Annotated in this window: 8 protein-coding genes and 1 rRNA gene; 8 read left to right on the top strand and 1 reads right to left on the bottom strand. The window is 62.2% G+C overall.

Going from position 1 to position 24,392, the window contains the following annotated elements; translation table 11 throughout:
- Positions 1-6: 6 nt before the first annotated feature.
- The 4 genes from rrf (at position 7) to ABYF38_RS02390 (ending at position 9,665) form a co-directional block, all read left to right on the top strand.
- A 5S ribosomal RNA gene (gene rrf / locus ABYF38_RS02405) occupies positions 7-123 on the top strand.
- 1,248 nt (positions 124-1,371) lie between these two features.
- A complete protein-coding gene (ilvD, locus tag ABYF38_RS02400; RefSeq protein WP_371152531.1) occupies positions 1,372-3,072 on the top strand; it encodes a dihydroxy-acid dehydratase in 1,701 nt (566 codons plus the stop codon).
- A gap of 231 nt (positions 3,073-3,303) precedes the next feature.
- Positions 3,304-4,896 (top strand): aspartate:alanine exchanger family transporter, encoded by a 1,593-nt coding sequence (locus ABYF38_RS02395; RefSeq protein WP_371152530.1) that lies wholly within the window; start codon positions 3,304-3,306, stop codon positions 4,894-4,896.
- Positions 4,897-5,477: 581 nt separating this feature from the next.
- Positions 5,478-9,665 (top strand): DUF5979 domain-containing protein, encoded by a 4,188-nt coding sequence (locus ABYF38_RS02390; protein ID WP_371152529.1) that lies wholly within the window; start codon positions 5,478-5,480, stop codon positions 9,663-9,665.
- A 12-nt stretch (positions 9,666-9,677) separates the two neighbouring features.
- On the opposite strand, the gene ABYF38_RS02385 is transcribed toward ABYF38_RS02390, so the two are convergent.
- Entirely contained in the window at positions 9,678-11,279 is a 1,602-nt protein-coding gene (locus ABYF38_RS02385) for an IS1634 family transposase (protein ID WP_420492504.1), read from the bottom strand.
- On the opposite strand from ABYF38_RS02385, the gene ABYF38_RS02380 reads away from it, so the two are divergent.
- The 4 genes from ABYF38_RS02380 to ilvC all read left to right on the top strand — a co-directional run bounded on the left by ABYF38_RS02380 (position 11,266) and on the right by ilvC (position 24,249).
- Positions 11,266-20,067 carry a DUF5979 domain-containing protein gene (locus ABYF38_RS02380; RefSeq protein ID WP_371152528.1) on the top strand — a complete coding sequence of 2,934 codons (8,802 nt, stop codon included), beginning with the start codon at positions 11,266-11,268 and terminating at the stop codon, positions 20,065-20,067. The genes ABYF38_RS02385 and ABYF38_RS02380 overlap by 14 nt on opposite strands.
- Positions 20,068-20,877: 810 nt before the next feature.
- The gene (locus ABYF38_RS02375) at positions 20,878-22,707 is read left to right on the top strand and encodes an acetolactate synthase large subunit (RefSeq protein WP_371152527.1); all 1,830 of its coding nucleotides are present in this window, start codon (positions 20,878-20,880) and stop codon (positions 22,705-22,707) included.
- The gene (gene ilvN / locus ABYF38_RS02370) at positions 22,704-23,225 is read left to right on the top strand and encodes an acetolactate synthase small subunit (RefSeq protein ID WP_371152526.1); all 522 of its coding nucleotides are present in this window, start codon (positions 22,704-22,706) and stop codon (positions 23,223-23,225) included. The genes ABYF38_RS02375 and ilvN overlap by 4 nt, the downstream gene beginning before the upstream one ends.
- 1 nt (position 23,226) lies before the next feature.
- Positions 23,227-24,249, top strand: a complete 1,023-nt coding sequence (gene ilvC / locus ABYF38_RS02365; RefSeq protein ID WP_371152978.1) for a ketol-acid reductoisomerase — start codon at positions 23,227-23,229, stop codon at positions 24,247-24,249.
- Positions 24,250-24,392: the final 143 nt, after the last annotated feature.

Here is a 24,392-nt window from a genome sequence, read left to right as displayed (position 1 = left end):
AACACGTGCGGCGGTCACAGCAGCAGGGAAACGCCCGGCCCCATACCGAACCCGGAAGCTAAGCCTGCCAGCGCCAATGGTACTGCACCCGCCAGGGTGTGGGAGAGTAGGACACCGCCGCCACCAACCACAACACAACGGCCCCCGTAGCGCGAACCAAACCGCAGCAACGGGGGCCGTCCCCACACCCACCCAAACCAGCCCAACACCACACCCGCACCAACCACGGCAACACACCCCCGGTGTTGAAACTAGACGAAACCCGGCCCTAACTAGACGTTCGATGCTCCATCTCGACGTTCGAAACCCCAACACGACGTTCGAAACCCCAACACGACGTTCGATGCCTCAACTCGACGAAAGACCAGCCCAAACGTCGAGCCGAAGACCCAAACGTCGAGACGAAGGGGCAAACGTCTAGTTGACTGGGGGACCTGCGCAGCGTCGGTGGGGCGTCATCAACCAAGCCAGCCAGGACCACCCCACCCGGAACGTGAAACTCGACGTTCGACACCCCAACTAGACGTTCGAAGCTTCAACTCGACGAAAACCCGGCCCAAACGTCGAGTTGACGGGCTGAACGTCGAGCTGAAAAGCCGAACGTCGAGCTGAAGAGCCGAACGTCTAGTTGACCGGGGGACCGGCGCAGCGCCGGTGGGAGGTCATCAACTAAGCCAGCCAGGGCCACTCCACCCGGAGCGTGAAACTCGACGGTCGAAACCCCAACTCGACGGTCGAAACCCCAACTCGACGTTCGATGCCGCAACTCGACGAAAACCCGGCCCAAGCGTCTAGCTGAAGGGCCAAACGTCGAGTCGAAGACCCAAACGTCGAGCTGAAGACGCAAACGTCGAGACGAAGGGGCAAACGTCTAGTTGACTTGGGGGACCCGCGCAGCGGCCGGGAGCGCGTCAGTGAATAACCCAGACAGGGGCCACTCCACCCGGAACGTGAAACTCGACGAATGTAGCTTCAACTAGACGTTCGAAACCCGAACTAGACGTTCGAAGCTTCAACTCGACGAAAACCAGGGCCAAACGTCGAGTCGACGGGCCAAACGTCTGGTTGAGGAGCCAAACGTCTGGTTGAGGAGCTCAACGTCGAGTTGAAGGGCTGAACGTCGAGTTGGCCGTAGGACCGGGGCACCAAGCTGGGAGCCCAACCCAAGCGGCCCAACCCGGCGGCCCAACCAACCCGAGCGGCCCGGCGCGTCGACGCCGAATATGTGACCCATGTCCGCCCGTAAATTGCCTCCCGGCACCACCCGCACACGGACTACGGCAGTTGCATGTTTGGCGCAGTTTGGCCCATGCGGGCCACGGGTTGAGCACCGCAACGTGGGGGAGAGGCTCGAGGCATAGAATCACGCGCATGGGTACCAACGAGATTGACATCAAGCCGCGCAGTCGGCAGGTGACCGATGGTCTGAAGGCCACGGCGTCGCGCGGAATGCTCCGCGCCGTCGGCATGGGGGACGCCGACTTCGTTAAGCCCCAGATCGGTGTCGCTTCATCCTGGAACGAGATCACGCCCTGCAACCTCTCCCTCCAGCGCCTGGCGCAGGCGGCGAAGGAAGGCGTGCACGCCGCCGGTGGTTACCCGTTGGAGTTCGGCACGATCTCCGTCTCCGACGGCATCTCCATGGGGCACGAGGGAATGCACTTCTCGCTCGTCTCCCGTGACGTGATCGCGGACTCCGTGGAAACCGTTATGCAGGCCGAGCGCCTGGACGGCTCGGTGCTGCTGGCCGGTTGTGACAAGTCGCTGCCGGGCATGCTCATGGCGGCGGCCCGCCTGAACCTGGCCTCAGTCTTCCTCTACGCCGGCTCGATCATGCCCGGCCACGTCAAGCTCTCCGACGGTACGGAGAAGGACGTCACCATCATCGACGCCTACGAGGCCGTGGGTGCCCACCAGCGTGGCCTGATGAGCCACGAGGACGTGATGGCTATCGAGCGTGCCATCTGCCCCGGCGAGGGCGCCTGCGGTGGCATGTACACCGCCAACACCATGGCATCCGTTGCGGAGGCGATCGGCATGTCGGTGCCCGGCTCGGCCGCGCCGCCGTCCGTGGACCGTCGACGGGACGCGGCGGCGCGGCGCTCCGGCGCTGCGGTAGTTGAGCTCCTGCGCAGGGGCATCACCGCCCGCGACATCATGACCAAGGAAGCCTTCGAGAACGCCATCGCCGTGGTGATGGCCTTCGGTGGCTCCACCAACGCCGTCCTGCACCTGCTCGCGATCGCGCGCGAAGCCGAGGTCGACCTCACCCTGGACGACTTCTCCCGAGTCGCTGCCCGGACCCCGCACCTGGGAGATCTCAAGCCGTTCGGCCAGTTTGTGATGAACGACGTTGACCGCGTAGGCGGAGTCCCCGTGCTGATGAAGACCCTGCTGGACGCCGGCCTGCTGCACGGAGACTGCCTCACCGTCACTGGTAAGACCGTGGCCGAAAACCTGGCAGACATCGCCCCGCCTGCCGCCGACGGCGAGATCCTGCGCCAGCTGGACAACCCGATCCACGCCACCGGCGGCATCACCATCCTCAAGGGCACCCTGGCCCCCGAGGGTGCCGTGGTGAAGTCCGCCGGCTTCGACACCGAGGTGTTCGAAGGCACCGCCCGCGTCTTCGAGCGCGAACAAGGCGCCCTGGACGCGCTCGCCGACGGCACCATCACCGACGGCGACGTCGTGGTGATCCGCTACGAAGGCCCCAAGGGCGGCCCCGGCATGCGCGAGATGCTGGCCATCACCGGCGCCATCAAGGGAGCCAACCTCGGCAAGACCGTCCTGCTGCTCACCGACGGGCGCTTTTCTGGCGGCACCACCGGCCTGTGCGTCGGCCACGTCGCCCCCGAGGCCGTGGACGGCGGCCCCATCGCCCTGGTGCGCGACGGAGACAAGATCCGCCTGGACGTGGCCAACGCCCGCCTGGACCTGCTGGTGGACGAGGCCGAACTGGCCGAGCGTGCCAAGACCTTCGAGCCGCTGCCCCCGCGCTACACCCGTGGCGTGCTCGGCAAGTACATCAAGCTGGTGCACTCCGCGTCCGAGGGCGCAGTGCTCTACTAAAGCGCACCCGCACACCGGGGAGGGGATGGTCGCAGACTCGCTGCGGCCATCCCCTCCCGCAGTGTGAAACGCGTAACGCGCAAATCCGGCAGAAAGCGACAAAAGGGCAAATAGGCGGCAAAACCGGGCGGCCGGGCGGCAACGTCGTCCATCCAAGCGGGACCAAGGCACCGGAAAGCCACCGTGGGCGGCCCGGATAATTGAGGGCGAAGACCTACACGAGGAATCCACATGGACACGTTTTTCTACGCGCTGCAGGAGAATGACGTCCTGCTGCTGTTCTTGCTACTTGGCGTTGGCATGGTATTCGGAAGCGTCAAGGTAAAGGGCATCAAGCTGGGCGCCGCCGCCGTGCTATTCACGGCAATGGCACTGACGGCGTGGGCGCTCACCTACGGCTACGAACTCCAGGTAGCGCACGACATCGGCATCCTGGGCCTGGCCCTGTTCGCGTTCGCGATCGGTATCAACGCCGGCCCTACCTTCTTCAACACCCTCAAGACGGCGGTCGGTCCGATCATCGCAATGGTAGTGGTGGTGGCGGCCGCCGGTGTGCTTGCCTGGGGCGTCGGTAACGCGCTCGGCATGTCCCCAGCCCTAATCGGTGGAACGTACGCCGGTGCAATCACTAACACCCCGGCGCTCTCTGCGGCCGGTCAGGCCAGTGGCGACACTGCCACCGCGACCGTCGGCTACTCCATCACTTACCTGTGGGGTGTGTTCGGCATGCTGATCGCCGCCGGCTTCGCCCTGTCCAAGGCCCGCCACGACAAGGACGCCCCCTCCCCGCTGGTCAACCGCACCATCCGCGTCGAGCGCGACGACAACCCCCGCGTGGGCGACCTATTTGATCGCGCCGGTGGTCAGGTCACCTTCTCCCGCCTCCGCCGCGGTGAGACTGGCCCAATCCTGCGTCCGAAGATGGAAGACACCCTTGACCGTGACGACCTGGTAACCGTGGTCGGCAACGAGAAGGCCGTGGCGGCCATCATCTCCCAGCTGGGACACTCCTCCACGCACTCCCTGATCTCTGACCGCTCCTACCTGGACTTCCGCCGCATCACGGTTTCCGACCCCAAGCTGGCGGGTCGCACCATCGCCTCTCTGGACCTGAGCGGCAAATTCGAGGCAACCATTTCTCGAGTCCGCCGCGGTGACATCGACATGATTGGCGCCCCCAACCTGGTGCTCCAGCAGGGCGACCGCGTCCGCGTCGTTGCCCCCACCGGCACGATGACCAAGATCTCCAAGTTCTTCGGAGACTCCGCGCACGGCCTATCCGACATCAACCCGGTGGCGCTCGGCCTGGGCATGGCCCTGGGCATCCTCATCGGTAACCTGCCGATACCCACCCCCGGTGGCGCCTCCTTCACCATCGGTTCGGCCGCCGGCACGCTGCTGGTGGGCCTCGTGCTGGGGCGCATCGGCCGCGTGGGCCGCGTGGTCACCTCCGTGCCCTACACCACCTGTATGGTCCTCGCCGAGCTCGGCCTCCTGGTCTTCCTGGCCTACGCCGGCACCAAGGCAGGCTCTCAGATCCTGAACGCCTTCACGTCCGGCGCCTGGACCAACATCCTGCTGCTCGGATTCCTCATCACCACGTTCGTGGCCGTGGGCCTGTACGTGACGATGCGCTTCATGTTCAAGATGGGTGGCACCCGCCTGGCCGGTGTACTGGGCGGTACCCAAACCCAGCCGGCAGTGCTGGCCTTTGCCAACAGCCGCACCCAGAACGACCCGCGCGTGGCCCTCGGCTACGCCATGGTCTACCCGGTGGCCATGGTCGCCAAGATCCTGGTAGCCCAGGTCCTCGGCATGCTGTAAGCCCAGCGGCTCACTCTGGCGGCCTGGAGAGCGCGTAAGCGCCCTCCAGGCCGCTTTCGTGTGTCCGAGCCGCTGGGGCCGTGTAGGAGCCTGGGAGCCGGGGCACGCGACTTAGCGAGAATGATGCACACCGGCGTGCAAAAGCCAATAGAAGAAGTAGTACAGGTTTTCATACAGGCCAAAACCTTAAACACGGGCGTCGGAATCCATACGTTTAGGGGAGGTATCCCCTCCGGTCCTTGGCGACCCCGGAATCGTGACGGAAGGACTCAAAGATGACTCCGCAGCGAAAGCCCCGCTTGGTTGAAAAACTGGCTGTTCTAGCCCTGCCCCTAGCTCTTGTACTGGCCGGACTAACCTCCGCCTCGGGGCTGGGCGCAGGAACGGCATGGGCAGCGCCCGACGGCGGGCTGCCGGGCGAGCAGCACTCCAAAGCCCTCACAGACCCGCAGCCGGTACCGGAGCCGTCGTCTACGGGTGGGCCGGTGCCGCTGCCTTCGAGCGAACCGGAGCCGTCGTCTACGGGTGGGACGGAGCCGCCGTCTACGGGTGGGCCGGTGCCGCCGTCATCGGGTGAGCCGGTGCCGGGAGGCGGCGAGGAACTCAATGAGCAGAACGCCGGCCGCTTTTCAATTCAGATAAATTTTGTTGATCCACCCGATGGACTTAGCCCGATAGCGTTCGGGTACACCTGCTACGTGCCGGAGCGCGATCAGATTCAGGGGACAATCTCCATTGAGAGGTTTAACGAGACGTTTCCCTCTCCGCTGATTCCGGCGGAAAGCACCTGCTATGTCAGGTCGCAGTCTGCGGATGAGATTAGATTGGAAGAGACGTATTGGGATTTTGGCGTACAAGTTGGCGGCTTACATCAGATACAGGTCTCTGCGCGTTTGAGGCCGACGGAGGGTGCGTTATTCATTTCGAGTGAGGTAAATGAGATTGAGGGACTCGACCTATCTCAGGTGGCATACAATTATGAGTGTGCCAAGGAAGGGGTAAACCCGTATATCAAGCGAGGTGTTGCGATAGTACCAACGAATGGACGGCCAATAAGCGTCGAAAATGCCATCCCGTTTGGAGCAAACTGCAAAGTGACTGAAGTAGCTGCTTCAACTGAGGTTGAGGGATTCTCCAGAACTGTGGGGGACGCTTCCGTCACTGTGCACATAGGTGAGTGGGCTGATAGCACTGCACGTTTCGACTATAGGTACATCCCAACAGGCAAGGGCGAGTTGATCATTCTATATCGTGAGTCCGGGAGGAAAGATGAAGCCAGTAGTGACGATATACTCATCGACATTAGTTGTGGAAGTGAGTATCGAAAGGTAAAGGTTGATCGACAAACCCATGAAGCCCAATCGGTAGGATGGTTTGAAGCGGGACAAACCTGCATCGTGGCTATAGATACAAATAGCCTAGCGGTCCCCAATCATTCGTTCGACGCTCCCGTACAGAAACAAGTCGAGATTGTTGACGGCCAGGCAGCGGAAATCGAAATAGAGACAACCTACATCCCAGATCCTGTGCCGGTGAGAATTGGTATTGAGATTGAGGGACTTCCGGCGGGTCAGGAAAATCGCCAGTTCAGAGTAAATTATTCCTGTGGAGACGTGTCAGGCAGTGTCGAGGTCCGGCCCGGGCAGGCTCCAGTCGAGTTGGAAGAGCTGTTTCATGTAGGTGGCAATTGTAGGGCGCAGTTTGCTCCAGAGTCCATAAGAATCCCTGGGTACTACTTTCATGGCAGTGAGCACGAGTTCTATGTGACATACGGTCGCGATCAGGTGTTAACGTTGCGGGGGCTGTATAAAAAGGGTGAAGGAGCGATACGGGTTCAATACTCGCAGAATCCGGATGTCTATTCAGGTTACTTGGATTATCGAGTTAGGTGCGATAAGTCGCTAGGTGACGGATCTGCCCCATATGACGTGGTGCACGGAGGGATGGCTTACCGCAATGGAGAGTCTGATACGATTGATGGCTTAGCTGCTGGCGCAGTATGCACCATTGAATTGCAGAGGCTGCATGATTCAAAATATCTAATGCTGATGCCGTCACCGGTAATCGTCACCGTTCCCAATGGTGAAGTCGTCGAGGTAAATCTTCATGCCGAGTGGATTTTGAAAACATGGGAGGAGCGATACCTTAAGGTCGTTCCAGAAAGTATCGGCTATGATAGTGATTGGCTTGGGGGATATTTTCGCTACAGTTGCCGTTTTGAAGGCGAGATGCCTGTCGAGGGTGAATTTCAACGGGTCGAGGGTGGATTCGAATCAGATCATTATTATCAAAGCAAATCGGGGATTCGAGTTGGTAGCGTTTGTCAGATCTCGCCCAGCCGGGATTTGTACGTCCCACGCGGTTACGAGCTAGTTCGAGCTGAGCCGTATACCTTGACCGTAGAGGAGGGTAGCGAAATCGCGATTGCGCGCCCCAAGGTAGAATACCGGCAGCGGGTTAGCACGGTGAATATTCTCTGGAGGGAGAGGAATCATAACTGGGCCTTGGTGGATCATCTTGAGCCTGTACTCAGCTACCGTTGTGGTGATGACGAGGGGCGGGTGAGAGTAAACTACGGTGGGTTTGAGTTGCCTCGGGAGTATCCGGTCGGTACAACCTGCTCAGTGAGCGCCGATTTCAGCACAGCGCAGCTTGAAGGGTATCGAGTAGTGGGGCCCGAGCCGAAGACTGTTACAGTAACCGAATTTGGGCAGATTTTAGATGTAACCCTTGAGGTTGAGTATGTGTCCGAGCCTGTCTTGGACCCAGCGCGAGTCGGCACTCTAAGTGTCTCTTTCGCGTTAACAGATTATAGTTATTCGCCGAACGGATTGCGTAGAGGTAGGTTCAATATAAATTGGTCCTGCGGCTCATATAGTGGGGTTTCCTTCGTTGAGGGCATAGAGAAGGTCGTCGAGGTCGATCGAGAATTTCCTATTGGTACGACATGTAGGGTTGAGATCGACCCAGAGAGCCCGGCATTTAAGGGCTATTCTGTAAAGGACGTCCGGGATGGCACTGTTCGGATAGGTGCAGGTCGAAACTACTACGCAGCGGAGCTGTTTCTTTCCCCAAAGTTCGGCAGATTCTCTGTTGTGTCAAGTGTTCGAGGAGCGGGAGTCGATTTTCTAAGGGGTATGCCCTTAACCTTTGACTACGCGTGTTTGTCCTTCGGTGGGGTAAAGGAGGAGGGGCGTGTTCATGCCAATGTTGGCCAAGCGACAGATCCTTTTCCAGTAAGGGAGGGGATTTGTTCGATTAAGCCCCAAGGATTCCCAAATAGTTCTAGTCTAAGCTGGGGCGTCAAATATAATGGCCAAGACCTCGCTGCGCCAGGGAAGATGTTCGAAGTGTCCGGCGCCGAGGTGAATCGTGTCGAAGTAATCTTCGAAAGCGTAGGCGAGTTCCCGTCAATGTCGATTGCGGCTGTGGGCGATGCCACCAGTCCTACAACCTATAAATGGTCCTGTGGACACCAGCGGGGCACGATGGATGTTCTTGGCAGTGGTATTCCAGTTACGGTTGCGGAAAGGATTCTTCACGGCAGTACCTGTGTAGTTTGGGTGGTTCCAGAGTCGGTGCCGGATGGTTGGCGTTTGGTCGGCGCGCCGTTCCAAATTAAACGGGTTGGATTGTCGGAAACGGAAACTTCGTTCTCGTTCGAGTATGAGCAGTTGCTCGGCGAACTGGAATTCTGGGCAGACTGGGCTGGCGGATGGCGTCCTGTCGATGAGCCAGGTGTAGTTGTTTCATACTCCTGTCTGTCCTCGTCAGGTGAGGAGACCCAGGGAGCCGTTAATATTGGTGAGAGCAATCCGGCGGCAAGCGTGTTGGTCGCCGGCGGGAGCTGTGATCTAACACTCTCCAGAAAGCCGTTCCCTGGCCAAACGTTTGAAGGCATGTTTGATTCTAGCTCTACGCTTTCGAAGCGCGTGGTGGTTCGCCCCGGTGAACGTACATACGTGCATGTAGTATATTCATACCGGGTTGAGTTAGGAGCATTGGCTGTTACTGTTAATGGCAACGGCGCGGATGTTGCATCTAATCTATTCCGATACAAATATGAGTGTAGCGACACGTACGGGTCTGGCAGCGTTGTAGGCGACGGAACAATGGGCGCATTGCACGAGGTGCCTATTGGTGCTAGATGCAGGGTCTGGATTGGAGATGACTCCGCATACGTTCCCTTCTACGATGTTTCGCTGCCGGAACCAAAGACGGTATCCATAGAATCCACTGAGCCTGTGGTGGTGCCGTTTGAGGTTGTCTACAAGCCCCGGCCGACTTCATTCTCTGTGAAGAAGACTGTTGAGAATGGTCCATGGGGTGCCGACCGGGCATACCACGACTTCCACTACATCTGTAGCAATGAAGGTGGTGTAATCGCAGAGGCAGATCTTTCGGTTGAGGCGAATGGTCAAGCGGTTACCGCCCCTGAGAGCATGCCAGCGGGGACGAGCTGCGTCATCAACGAGATTCTCCCGGTCGAGCCTCCGAACGGCTATACACTGACGTCGACGCCGCCTCAAACCATTCAGATCGTGGCGGGGCGCAACACCGAGGTGTCCTTTGTGGACCGTTACACGCGCACCGGTGGCTCGCTGCTTGTTACCAAGGCTGTGCAGGGAGACGCAGCCTACAAGGCGTATAACCAAGAGTTCGAGTTTTCATACGCCTGTAACGTGGGCCAAGACAACGCGGAGAACGGAACCTTCACTGTGCGTCACGCGACGCCAAAAGAGATTAGCGGGCTGCCCGAAGGATCCTGACTTTTGACACCGTTAGTGACCCATTTTGTTGGTGAGGCTGGCCAGGATGTTGGCGGCTTGGCCTTGGGGTTGGCTGGTGGCTGTGAGTTCGTGTCCGTTGATGTTGATGGTGACGTCAATGACGGGCCTGAGGGCCTGGATGATCTTCTTGATGGACAGGCCGGTTCGGGTCTGTAGGTGGCGGGCTATGGCCAGGGCAGCGGTTACCACGGTCAGGTGAGCCTGGATGGATTGGTGGGTGTGGTGGAAGACCGGGCGGGCGCGTAGATCGTGTTTGGACATGCGAAAGGACTGTTCCACCTTCCACAGATCGTGGTAGTCAGCCACAATTTCGGCCGCGCTCATGGCCTGGGCTGGGATGTTGGTGACATAGCCCTTAAGCCCGACTAGACGCCGCGCCCTGGCCAGGGCCTTTTCATCCAGGCCCCTTCCTTGGGAGCTAGTGGTGACGAACCTGGCTGAGCGCATAGCTTTTTCCCCAGCAACGATGGCTCTAGCCCGGTTCTCCTGGAGAGTAAGGGTCTTGTTGTCCCTGGCGGCACGCTTTGATGAGTAGACCCAGATCGCCCGCCACGAGCCCGGGTGTGTTTGTGGGTGCCAGACCGGTTCGGCCTTGAGGCGCTGATCGCGTTCTTGTTTGCCGGCGTGGCGTGGGGTGATGGTCTCAATGATCTGCCCATCAGTGAAGTAGTCCCCGTGCCAGAAGAAATGCGCTTGGAGGTCCAGGGGCGCTTTGGTCTGCCTGGCCCCGACAATGAAGCCGTAGCCAGCCTCGTTGAGGGCTTGCAAGTTAGCCCGAGAGAGCATGCCAGCATCAGCTACCACCACCAGGTTTTCCACCCCAGCGCGTTGCTTGAAGGCCTCGATGGTAGGGATGAGGGTATGGGTTTCGCACTTGTTGCCCTCCCAACAGGAGGCCTCTAGGGGAAAACCGTTGCGGTCTACCAGCAGGCCGACCAGGATCTGGGGATCGACGCGGCGTTCCTTGGAGTAACCGACCTTGCGTAGCGCGTCTTCTTCCTCGACTTCGAAGTACAAGGTAGTCACGTCGTACAACACCAAGGACACATCCCCATACGCCAGGCAATGCGCCAAAGCCGCGCGAGCCAAAGCGCAGCGGTAATCACGCTCCACACAACGGGCCAGGGCACGAAAGTGGGTGCGTGAGTCAAAGGATTCCAGCCCCAGGCTGGTCAACATTGCTGCTATAGCGCTCTTGCTGGTGGGTTCGATCAGCCGGGCCAGGACAATCTGTTTGAAGGCCTCATCGCCTACCGCTTGGTCAAAGCCAAGATCCCGCCAAGCATCGCAAAGGATCTGCCACAACAAGCCGCTACGGTGGCCAACCACGCGCGCTGCGCTACTGGCCGCCTGCCGGTAGTCCTCCAGGCCACCCGGCGCGGAGTCTGCCCACCCCGATGAAAGGTCCAGGTCTAGCTCGAGCTGGCCAGGATGGAGCTTTTCCCGTGCGATCTGGACCAAGGCAGCAAGCTCGCCAGGCGTACGAGCCGAACCAATGTGCTCAACAATCCTGTTACGCCGGCCTTCCTTGATCACGATCTGCACAGCCGTGGCCCCCGAGGCAGTACGCACTTGACGGATGAACGGGCTCACAAACCCTCATCATAGCCACCCCCTTAGTGACCCAAACCAACCCCCACACCCGCAGAAAATCAACGAAAACCCGACCCAAACCACCCAGCTCCATACCAAGTGTCAAAAGTCAGGTCTCCCGGTCGAGCCTCCAAACGGCTACACACTGACGTCGACGCCGCCTCAAACCATTCAGATCGTGGCGGGGCGCAACGCCGAGGTGTCCTTTGTGGACCGTTACACGCGCACCGGTGGCTCGCTGCTTGTTACCAAGGCTGTGCAGGGAGACGCAGCCTACAAGGCGTATAACCAAGAGTTCGAGTTTTCATACGCCTGTAACGTGGGCCAAGAGAACGCGCAGAACGGAACCTTCACTGTGCGTCACGCGACGCCAAAGGAGATTAGCGGGCTGCCCGAAGGATCGTGCGTCATCACCGAAACCAGCCCTGCACCTCAATACGTTGATATCACAACTACTGCAACACTTAACGACGCACTAGTTGAGGGACCTTCCTACTCGGTCTCGGTGCAAGCTGGGCAGTTGGCACGTCTCGACATAAGCTCTCACTACGCCGCGCAGTACGGGACGCTAGCAATTGCTAAGACCGTTCAAGGCGTGGACCCGGCAGACCGCACCTTCGAGGTGCGTTGGCAGTGCTACGGAGACGGGTACGGATTCGGATACGGAAGCGCACATGGGTACCAGTACGGAGTAGTTCAAGTAGACGGGCGCGGCACTCCCGTAGTGGTTGATCGTCGCATCCAGGCCGGGTCGAGGTGCGTCGCTTCTTCGACCAGTAGCGGTATCCCAGGGTACTCCATAGCCGGCACCTCAGAAGTAACGGTAAACATCGGAAAAGGCACCCAGAGTCTGGCGCACGTAATCGACGAGTACGAGCTTGACCGGGGCAGTCTTGAGGTCGATGTGCGCGTATTCAGCGCTGTGGAAGGGACAGAATCGCTCACCTTCGACTTCAGCTACTCCTGCAAGGGACAAGACGAATCCGTCACAACTGGTCAGTTCCAGGTAACAGGGCCACAAAATCATGTGGTACCGAACCTCCCAGTAGGTGAATGCACCGTCACCCAGCAGAACCCGACACTTGAAGGCTTCGACATCGAAACAACCTTCCGGTATCAGTCGAGCGCGCACCCGGGGCCATCGATAACGGTATGGATATCCAAGGATCAATCCGCCTACTTGGGATCAGTAAACGAGTTAGCAACGGAGTTTGTGCCTCTCTTAGTGAAGAACCGGGTAGAGGGCGTAGAAACCAACGGCTCGGAATTCCGGTTCGACTGGTCGTGTGACGGCCTGAGTAGACGGGGCAGCTTCTACCTTCCGGACAACGTTTCGGAGTACCGAATCCCCTTCAGGTTCCCAGTTGGTGCCAAGTGCACAGTGAAGCAGACAACTAGTCCCCATTACTCGGGCTTCAAACTGACGCCGCCTGCCGACGTAACTGTCACCTTGGAAGGAGGCGGTTCGCCCGCGAGTGCTTCCTTCGTCAGCCAGTATGCGCCCAGGCTGGGGGCATTCGAACTCTCCACAGTTGCGTCCGGAACCGATGCGGACATGCTTACGGGGAAACAGTTCACCTTTGCCTACACCTGCCAAGGACAGTCGGGAGTGAGCAAGGACGGCACGGTGAGTGTTGATGGCACCACACCCGTCCGGGTGGACGGCCTGCCGATCGGTACTTGTACGATCCGGGAGACCAGCGAGGCGATCACAAACGCGGATATTCACAGCACTTTTGCGATTCATGGGTCACCGGTGTACTCCTCAGAATGGACCTTTGGCATCGGCGAAGACGTGGTGGTACCGCTCAGCGTCAACAAGTCGGTCACCGCTCACGTGGGGTCCTTCTCAGTCGCTAAGGCGGTCAATGGTGTCGAAGTAGCTGACCGAGAGTTTGAGTTCGCCTACGACTGTGGGGGCGTGACCGGCAGCTTACGAGCACGGGCGAACGGCGTCGCCGTTCCGGCAGGGCTTGTATTCAGAGCCGCTACCTCCTGCACGGTTCGGGAGGAGACTGCCGGCGCCGTCATTGACGGGTACAACCTGTCGGCGCCGCCGCCGCAAACCTTCACGATCGTGAAGGACCAGACCACCGAGGTTAGGTTTACCAACCAGTACACGCTTCGCAGCGGGACGTTCTCCGTGGCCAAGAGCGTGACCGGCGCCCCCGACTCGGCGAGCCAGAAGGACTACACGTTCAACTACAACTGCGGCGGCGAGGAAGGCACCGTGGTCGCCAAGGGCGACGGTGTGGCAGTACCCGCCAACAAGCAGTTCCGGATGGGCACCAGCTGCGTAATCACCGAGGACCAGCAGACGGCGCAGATCCCCGGCTACCAGCTCACGCCGCCTGAGGCCCAAACGGTCGTGATCCAGGAAGACGCCACCGCCGCACTCGCGTTCACCAACGCCTATACGCGCAAGCTGGGCTCCTTCACGGTCACCAAGACCGTCACCGGCGCCCCCGAGACGCAAGTGGAGAAGGAATACTCCTTCAGCTACGACTGCGCCGGTGAAACGGGCACGTTAATCGCCAAGGGAGACGGTCTCGCGGTGGCCGCAGATAAGGACTTCCCGGTTGGGACGTCGTGCACCATCACCGAAAACACAGAGGCGGCGGCGATAGAGGGATACAACCTGAGTGCCACCGGCCCGCAAACCGTCGAAATTACCGATGCCGTGACGGTGAACGCGTCCTTCACCAACTCCTACGCGCAAAAGGTGGGCACCTTCAAAGTCGCCAAGACGCTCGAGGGCGCACCCGCCGCAGCGAGCAGCAAGGACTACACGTTCAACTACGACTGTGCCGGCACCACCGGCCGGGTCACCGCCAAGGGCGACGGCGTCGCGGTGGCCGCAGACAAGAACTACCCGGTGGGAACGTCGTGCACCATCACCGAAGACGCAGCGACGGCGGCGATCGAGGGCTACACGCTCACGCAGCCGCAGGCGCAGACCGTGCAAATCGTGGAGGCCGCCCCGGTGGTCGCCACCTTCCAAAACACATACGCGCGCAAGACGGGCTCCTTCACGGTGGCCGTCACCAGCAGCGGCGCCCCGGCAACCGCCGCTACCAAGGACTACCCCTTCAACTACGACTGCGCCGGCCAGACCGGCCAGGTCACCGCCAAGGGCGACGGGATCGCGGTGGCGGTGGAAAAGACGTTCCCGACCGGGACGTCGTGCACCATCACCCCGGATGCGCAGGCTGCCCAGATCGCGGGCTACAGCCTGCAGGCCGACCAGCCTCGCACCATCGAGATTAGGGAAGGGGAGCCGCAGCCAGTAACGTTCGCCCACGCCTACCAGCGGGAGCTGGGCAGCCTGTCCCTGACCAAGCAGGTCACCGGTACCGGCGCCGCGATGGCGGCGGGCAAGGAATTCACCATCCACTACCTGTGCCAGGGCCTGGACGGCACCGCGCCCAGCGGAAAGCTCAACCTGCGCGCTGGAGAGACGCAAACCATCCGGGAGATCCCCGTTGGCAGTTGCGCAATTCGCGAGGCGGCCGCCCCCATCCAGGACACCGACCTGACGGTGAACGCCACAGTGGACGACGTTGCCGCCGGCCAGCAGCCCTTCACCGCCCAGATCGCGCCGAACAAGACGACCAACGTGGCCGTCACCAACGAATACACCCAGCACCGGGGCTCCTTCTCTGTTGCGAAGACGGTTGATGGTGTTGAGGGCGCGGCTAGGGAGTTCCAGTTCCAGTACGTGTGTGGTGAGCAGGCCGGTGACCTCACTGTGAAGGGTGATGGTGTTGCGGTGGCTGTGGGGCAGGACTTCCCGGTTGGGACGTCGTGCGAGATTAGTGAGGATGTGGAGTCCGCTGAGATTGAGGGTTACAACTTGATGGTGCCTGAGCCGCAGCAGGTTGTGATCGGTAAGGATGTGGTTGCTCCACTGGTCTTTGCCAATAGCTATGTGCGCAAGACCGGCACGTTCGAGGTGGTCAAGACTGTGGCTGGTGGGCCGCAGGCGGCTGCTGATAAGGAGTACACGTTCAACTACGACTGTGGTGGTGTCACTGGTCAGGTCAAGGCCACGGGTGACGGTATCGCGGTTGCTGCGGACAAGGAGTTCCCGACCGGGACTACTTGTACGGTTAGCGAGGATGCTGCCAGTGCGCAGGTGGCGGGTTACACGTTGGTGGTGCCGCAGGCGCGGGTGGTTGAGATTGTGGAGAGTGAGCCGGTGGTGGCTGCTTTCCGTAATGAGTATTCGCGTGATTTGGGTTCGTTCTCGGTTGCCAAGGTTGTGGCTGGGGACGGGGCCGATTTGGCGGCGGGCAAGGAGTTTGCCTTCTCTTACAGTTGCACTGGTTTGGATGGGACTGTGACGAGTGGCAGCTTTGAGCTTGCTGCGGGTGGTGTGCGTGAGGTGTCCGACGTTGCGGTGGGACGTTGCACGCTGACTGAGGCCGATGCTGGTGTGGCTGGGGCTGATGTGGCTGGTGTGTTCACGGTGGCTGGGGCTGATAGCCCGGGCGCTAGTGTCCAGTTCGATGTGGTCAAGGGCGCCAAGAGCGAGGTTGCGGCAACAAGCACCTACACCGCCCACGTGGGCTCCTTCTCCATCACCAAAACCGTCAACGGCGTTGAGGTAGCGGATCGGGAGTTCGAGTTCTCCTACGACTGTGGGGGAGTGACCGGTAGCCTGCGGGCGCGGGCTAATGGCGTTGCCGTCCCGGCGGGACGCGACTTCCGAGTCGGGACTTCTTGCACCGTTAGGGAGGAGAGCGCTGGCGCGGTGATCGACGGGTACAACCTGTCGGCTCCTGCTCCGCAGACCTTCGCGATCGTGAAGGACCAAACCACCGAGTTGCGCTTCACCAATGCCTACACGTTGAAGGTGGGCTCCTTCCAGGTTGCTAAGACCGTGACGGGCGCCCCGGCTGCGGCGAGCGGCAAGGACTACACCTTCGCCTACGACTGCGCTGGCCAGACCGGCCAGGTTGTGGCCAAGGGCGACGGCAAGGCAGTGCCCGTGGGCGTCGACTTCCGGGCCGGGACCAGCTGCTCGGTGCGGGAGGTCGAATCCTCGGCAAACATCGACGGCTACGACCTGACAGTGCCGCCCGCCCAGACGGTGGCCATCGTTGAGGGACAAACCCCCACCGCTTCGTTCGAAAACGCCTACAAGCAGAAGGTCGGATCGTTCCAGGTCACCAAGGCGGTAACTGGCGCTCCCGAGGCGCAAGCGGAGAAGGAGTACTCCTTCAGCTACGACTGCGGCGGCGAAACGGGCACGTTGACCGCTAAGGGCGACGGCGTGGCGGTTGCGGCGGGCAAGGACTTCCCGGTTGGGACGTCGTGCACCATCTCCGAAAACGTAGAGGCGGCCGCGATCGAGGGCTACAACCTCAGCGCGACCGGCCCGCAAACCGTAGAAATCACCGACGGTGTCACAGCCAACGTGAGCTTCACCAATGCGTATGTGCGCAAGACCGGCACGTTCGAGGTGGTCAAGACTGTGGCTGGTGGGCCGCAGGCGGCTGCTGATAAGGAGTACACGTTCAACTACGACTGTGGTGGTGTCACTGGTCAGGTCAAGGCCACGGGTGACGGTATCGCGGTTGCTGCGGACAAGGAGTTCCCGACCGGGACTACTTGTACGGTTAGCGAGGATGCTGCCAGTGCGCAGGTGGCGGGTTACACGTTGGTGGTGCCGCAGGCGCGGGTGGTTGAGATTGTGGAGAGTGAGCCGGTGGTGGCTGCTTTCCGTAATGAGTATTCGCGTGATTTGGGTTCGTTCTCGGTTGCCAAGGTTGTGGCTGGGGACGGGGCCGATTTGGCGGCGGGCAAGGAGTTTGCCTTCTCTTACAGTTGCACTGGTTTGGATGGGACTGTGACGAGTGGCAGCTTTGAGCTTGCTGCGGGTGGTGTGCGTGAGGTGTCCGACGTTGCGGTGGGACGTTGCACGCTGACTGAGGCCGATGCTGGTGTGGCTGGGGCTGATGTGGCTGGTGTGTTCACGGTGGCTGGGGCTGATAGCCCGGGCGCTAGTGTCCAGTTCGATGTGGTCAAGGGCGCCAAGAGCGAGGTTGCGGCAACAAGCACCTACACCGCCCACGTGGGCTCCTTCTCCATCACCAAAACCGTCAACGGCCTGGACGCGGCCGGAAAGAACTACAAGTTCAACTGGGCTTGTGGCCCCGAGAAGGGCTCTATGACGGTCACGCCGGGCGCTCCGGCGGTGCCGGCGGGACGCAGCTTCCGCGTCGGCACCTCCTGCACCATCAGCGAGGACGCCCAGGCGGCGGCGGTCACGGGATACAACCTGGAGCTGCCGGCATCCCAGCAGATCGTCATCGCCAAGGACACCTCGACGGAACTGGCCTTCGTTAACCGCTACGAACGCAAGACCGGCACGTTCAAGGTGGCCAAGACTGTGGCCGGCGGGCCGGATAGCGCCACGGCCAAGGAATTCACCTTCAACTACAACTGCGGTGGAGACACCGGGCAGCTGAAGGCAAAGGGCGACGGCGTCGCAGCGGCCGCAGGGAAGAACTGGCCGGTCGGAACGTCGTGCACCATTACCGAACAAACGAGCACGGCCCAGATTGCTGGCTACACGCTCAACCCGCCACAGGCGCAGGTGATAAGCATCGTGGAGGGCACCCCGGTGATCGCCGCGTTCCAGAACACCTACACGCAGGACACGGGCTCGCTCGTCGTGGACGCGCGCGTCACCGGCACCGGCGCCGACCTCGCCAGCGCGGCCCAGATCGACGTCTCCTACTCCTGCACCAACGCGCAGGGCGAGAAGACCGACGGTGCCTTCAAGCTCGCCGCAGGCGGCTCCAAGCGGATCGCCGACGTGCCCACCGGCACCTGCAACATCAAGTGGCAGGCACCCGCCGTGGCAAATGCGGACCTGGCCACCCAGGTCAGCGTCACCTCTGGTGAGAGCGGATCCAGTCGGTTCGAGCTCGCCAAGGGGCAAGAACGCGTGGTCTCCATCGAGGCCCGCTACACGGCACACGTCGGCACGTTCGCAGTCGCGCACAAGGTGGCCGGAGCGCCGGCGCAAGCCACCAACAAGGACTACAAGTTCAACTGGGCCTGTGGTGACCAAACCGGAGTGCTAACCACCAAGGGAGATGGCGTGGCCGTGCCCGTGGACAAGAAGTTCCGGGTCGGCACCTCCTGCACCATTACGCAGGAGCTCGCCGGAACCGCAATTCCTGGGTACACATTCACTCCGGGAGCGAAGGTGGTTTTGATCGTCGGCAAGGACACCACGGCAGAGGCAGCCTTCCGGGGCACCTACACCAGAAACATGGGGTCCTTCTCGGTCGCCAAGACCGTCAGCGGCGCCAACGCGGCAGGGAAGGTCTACGAATTCGACTACAACTGTGGCGGTGACACCGGCAGTCTGGAAGTCCGCGCGGACGGAAAGGCCGTTTCGGTCGGCAAGGACTTCCCCACGGGCACCAGGTGTGAGATCAGCGAGGACGTTCAGTCAGCTGGGATTCCCGGCTACGACCTTGCTGCCCCTGCGGCCCAGTCCGTCACGATCACCAAGGGAGAGGCAGCCCGAGTCAGCTTCGTGAACAAGTACACGAAGAAGGCCCAGCCGACGCCGACCCCAACCGCGTCGGTCGAGCCGAGCGCGAGTACGAGCGCTTCGGCCAGTGCGTCGGCGTCTGCGAGTGCGAGTGCTTCGGCCAGTGCGAGTGTGTCTGCGTCTGCGAGCACGAGTGCGAGTGCATCTGCCAGCGCCAGCGCCAGCGCGTCGGCGTCGGTCGAGCCGAGCACGTCGGCAAGTGCGAGCACGTCGCCAAGTGCGAGCTCGAGCGCGAGTGCGAGTGTGAGCGCGAGTGCATCTGCCAGCGCCAGCGCGTCGGCCCAGCCTTCCGGCGGTCCTTCGATGCCGGCCCCGGGAACGGTGGTGCGGTTGGCCGGAGAGTCGAGGTACGGCACATCTGCGACAGTCATGGAGCAGGGGACCTGGGGCGAGGCAATTGTGTTGGCGTCCGGTACTAACGCGGCTGACGCGCTGGCGGCAACGCCACTTGCGGGCGCACTAGACGCACCTGTTTTGCTCACCGGCAGGAACGCGCTGGACGCTGAGACTCGACGCGTGCTGGTCGCTGCGAGGGCGGCTGGCGCTTCTAGGGTTCTCATCGCGGGTGGCACGGGTTCGATTAGCGTTGCGGTGGAGAACCAGCTCAAGGCCTTGGGCTTCGAAGTGGGCCGCCTGGCAGGCGAGGACCGATTCTCTACAGCGTCCAAGATTGCGCAAGAGACAGGCAGAGTGCTGGAGAGTAACGGCTCCGCTGTGGGAGCGGTCGTCTTCGTGGATGGTCATTCCTTCGCGGATGGGCTGACGGCCGGTCCCGCTGCTGCCGCAAAGAACGGAGTCATTCTCCTGACCAACGGCAAGCATCTACCTGCGGGTGCAGCAGCCCAGGCAGCCGGATTCAATGCACCGGTCTTCGGAGTGGGCGGAAACGCGGCGGTGGCCACGCGCGGTTTGAACGCAACGGGCGTAGTCGGGCGCGATAGGTTCGAAACGGCTGTTGCGGTGGCCAATGCCTTCCTCCCGGAGGCCAAGTACGCCGTGATTGCAAGTGGTCAGGACTTTGCCGATGCCCTCTCGGGTGGTGCCCTGGCCGCCAACAAGGGGGGCGTACTGCTCCTTACCAGGTCGGCTGTCGCTCCCACCGCTTTGCTCTCTCACCTACGTGCCGGTAAGTACACGAGTCTGCACGTAGCAGGTGGGCAGCGCTCGGTTTCTGAGCGGGTGCTCAGCCAGCTCAGGGCAGCGCTGGTCAGATAGCGGAACTCTCCCCAAGGACAGTGGGGTCGGCGTTTATAGAAACGCCGACCCCACTGCATCGCTTTTGGACTCGGCCGGGTGCCCCGGGTACTCCCGAACGAGGGTGTCGGCGATGGCGTTATGGCCGGCCCGGGTTGTATCCCTGGGGGCCGCCCGCACGGGCCACTCTCCTGGGTGCCGCCCGCACGGGCCACTCGGGTTTCTCCCCTGGGGCCCCGCCGGACCCGATTCGCAAAGCCGGGGCAAGGGCGCCGGTGGTTGCGCAAACGGTTGTGGGGTTGGTCGACCTATTGAGCTGTTGGTGCAGCCATTGCGGTCTTGGTGCACCGATTGAGGGGTTACCCGGTCGGGTAGGCCCTCGAGAGGTGCATCAACCGTACGACTGGTGCGCCAACCCTACGACTGGTGCACTATCCCTACGAGAGGTGCACTATCCCCTCAATCGCTTGCGCACTCCCGCACGGCGATGCGCACCCTTTCGCCAGGCAACGAGTTGGCTTCCCGCCGGACGTGATTAGTGCCAATCTCCTGCCCCTGGATACGCGCCCGGCCCTGGCCTAGGCTCGCTGTTAGGCGGGTTGTGTGGCGCCGGCATGGTGGCTTCCGACAACCCGCCAATCCGATCGTTCATTTTGTGGACCGTTATCCCAGGATGTGGACGCAGCGGGGGGTTGCGTGACTACTCGCCACCCAACGAGATAGTGTTTCCCCATGTTGTTCCCCGTATCGCTCTGACGCAGTCAACCTGCGTCGGCCGGCATGCGGGGCTTTGTATGTTTGCGGAGCCAAACCCGAGGGAGGGAGGAAAGCATGACGAGCAATGCGGAAGAGACCGCAGCGCCCGCCACCGCGGAATCGATGGAGGGCGGCAACGTCGTGCAGCCCCAGCGCATGAACGGGGCGCGGGCGGTAGTAGCCACCCTTGAGGCTCTAGGCGTCACCGACGTCTTCGGCATGCCGGGCGGGGCCATCCTCCCCATCTACGACGAGCTCTACTCCGCCAAGCTGCGCCACATCTTGGTGCGCCACGAGCAGGGGGCGGGCCACGCCGCAGAGGGCTACGCCCACGCCACCGGTAAGGTGGGCGTCTGCATGGCCACCTCTGGCCCCGGCGCCACCAACCTCATCACCGCGCTGGCCGACGCCAACATGGACTCCGTGCCCGTCCTGGCCATCACCGGCCAGGTGGGCCGCGCCGCGATGGGAACGGACGCGTTCCAGGAGGCTGACATCGTCGGCGCCACCATGCCGATGACCAAGCACTCCTACCTGGTCACGGAGGCAGCCGACATCCCGCGCGTCATCGCCGAGGCCTACCACCTGGCGGGCTCGGGTCGGCCCGGCCCGGTCCTGGTCGACATCCCCAAGAGCGTCCAGGTGGCGGAGATGGACTTCACCTGGCCGGTCCAGATGGACCTGCCCGGCTACCATCCGCCCACCACTCCGCGCGAATCTCGCGTTGCGGCCGCAGCGGAACTGATCGCCCGGGCGAAGCGGCCGGTGGCCTACGTCGGCGGTGGTGTTTCCCGCGCGGGTGCCAGCGAGGAACTGGCCGCGTTCATCGAGGCGACCGGCATGCCCGTCGTCACCACTCTGAACGCTCGCGGCGCCTTCCCCGACTCCCACCCCCTCCACTACGGCATGCCCGGCATGCACGGCACCGTGGCCGCGGTGGGCGCGCTGCAGCGGGCCGACCTGATCGTCGCCCTGGGCGCGCGCTTCGACGACCGCGTCACCGGCCTGCCCTCCTCCTTCGCCCCCAAGGCGCAGGTGGTGCACGTCGACATCGACGCCGCCGAGCTGCACAAGATCCGCAAGGCCGACGTCGCCATCGTGGCCGACGTCAAGCTCACGCTGCCCGCCCTGACCCGCGCCGCCACCCAGGCCTACGCCACCATGGGCCGCCCGGACCTGAGCGCGTGGGTCTACAAGCTCTCCGAGATGCGCTCCACCTACCCGCTGGGCTGGAGCGAGCCGGAGGACGGCCTGCTCTCCCCGCAGTATGTCATCTCCCAGATCGGCGAGCTGGCGGGTGAGAACGGCGTGTTCGTCACCGGCGTGGGCCAGCACCAGATGTGGTCCAGCCAGTTCATCAAGTACGAGCGCCCGCGCACCTACATCTCCTCCGGTGGCCTGGGCACCATGGGATTTGGCGTCCCGGCCGCGATGGGCGCCAAGGTGGCCCGCCCGGACGCGAACGTGTGGTGCATCGACGGGGACGGCTGCTTCCAGATGACCAACCAGGAGTTGGCCACCTGCTCCCTGAACGGCATCCCGATCAAGGTGGCGATCATCAACAACTCCTCCCTGGGCATGGTGCGCCAGTGGCAGACGCTCTTCTTCGAGCAGCGCTACTCCAACACCGACCTGCACACCGGGTACGAGGACGTGGTGATCCCCGACTTCGTGAAGCTGGCCGAGGCCCTGGGGTGCGAGGCCCGCCGCGTCCACACCAAGGAAGAGGTGGCAGAGGCGATCCAGTGGGCCAACTCCATCAACGACCGCCCTGTGGTGATTGACTTCCGCGTGGGCCGCGACGCCATGGTCTGGCCGATGGTCGCCGCCGGCGTGTCTAATGACGAGATCAAGTACGCGCGTGACATCGCGCCGGCTTGGGACGACGAGGAGGAAATGCTGTGACCGGCCTGAAGACCCTTTCCATCCTGGTTGAGAACAAGCCGGGCGTGCTCACCCGCATCTCGGCGCTCTTCGCGCGCCGCGCCTTCAACATCCACTCCCTGGCCGTGGGCCCCACCGAGGTTCCCACCATCTCCCGCGTGACCGCGCTGGTGGACCCGGACCCGGAGGCGCTCAAGCAGATCCGCAAGCAGCTGGACAAGCTGGTCAACGTGCTTGAGGTGCACCTGCTGGACGCCGAGAACTCGGTGCAGCGCGAGCTCATGCTGGTGAAGGTGGCCGCTAACGCCACCAACCGGACCTCAGTTTTGGAGATCGTGGACTTGTTCCGGGCCCACGTGGTGGACGTGCACACGGACTCGATCGTGGTCGAGACCCTGGGCTCGCGCTCCAAGATCGCAGCGCTCCTGGAGGCGCTGTCCCCCTACGGAATTACCGAAATTGCAAAGTCTGGCGCCGTTGCAATCACGCGCGGCCCCGCCTCTCTCACCCAACAGTTCAAGGAGAACAACCGTGGCTGAAATGTTCTACGACGCCGACGCCGACCTCGCCGTCATCCAGTCCAAGAAGGTAGCCATCATCGGCTACGGCTCCCAGGGCCACGCCCACGCGCTCAACCTGCGCGACTCCGGCGTGGACGTGGTGGTCGGTCTGCGCGAGGGCTCCAAGTCCCGCGAGCAGGCTGCCGAGGCCGGTTTGGCCGTGGCTACCGTTGCCGAGGCGGTCGCCTCCGCCGACGTGGTGATGATCCTGACCCCGGACCAGTTCCAGGCGGAGATCTACAAGCAGGACATCGAGCCGAACCTGAAGGACGGTGCCGCCCTGTTCTTTGCCCACGGCTTCAACATTCGCTTCGGCTACATCGCCCCGAAGGACACCGTGGACGTGTGCATGGTCGCCCCGAAGGGCCCGGGTCACACCGTTCGCCGCCAGTACGAGGAGGGCCGCGGCGTGCCCGCGATCGTGGCCGTGGAGCAGGACGCCACCGGCAACGCCTGGGCGCTGGCTCTCTCCTACGCCAAGGCGATGGGTAACCTGCGCGCCGGCGGCATCAAGACCACCTTCACCGAGGAGACCGAGACGGACCTGTTCGGCGAGCAGGCCGTCCTGTGCGGTGGTGTTTCCCAGCTGATCCAGTACGGTTTCGAGACCCTGGTCGAGGCCGGTTACCAGCCGGAGATCGCCTACTTCGAGGTGCTGCACGAGCTGAAGCTGATCGTCGACCTGATCAACGAGGGTGGCATCACCAAGCAGCGTTGGTCTTGCTCCGACACCGCCGAGTACGGCGACTACGTCTCCGGCCCGCGCGTTGTCACCCCGGACGTGAAGGAGCACATGAAGGACGTCCTGACCGACATCCAGACCGGCGTTTTCGCCAAGCGTTTCATGGACGACCAGGCCGCCGGCGCCCCCGAGTTCCTGGCCCTGCGCGCCGCTGGCGAGAAGCACCCGGTGGAGGAGACCGGCCGCAAGCTGCGTTCCCTCTTCTCCTGGTCCGCCTCTCAGCGCGACGCCGACTACGTGGACGGCTCTGCCGGCCGCTGATTTAGCACGGCGTTTCTTCGGACCGGCGGGTGGCCTTTTAGCCTCTCGCCGGTCCGGCCTTTTGTGGACGACGTTGCCGCCGTGCCGCTGCGAGAGCCCGGCCGCGCGGCACCCACCCCGCCTTCATCCGACATGCGAGACGG

The sequence above is a fragment of the Buchananella sp. 14KM1171 genome, from assembly GCF_041380365.1.
GTDB lineage: Bacteria > Actinomycetota > Actinomycetes > Actinomycetales > Actinomycetaceae > Buchananella > Buchananella felis.
This window is presented reverse-complemented; position numbering and strand designations above follow the sequence as displayed.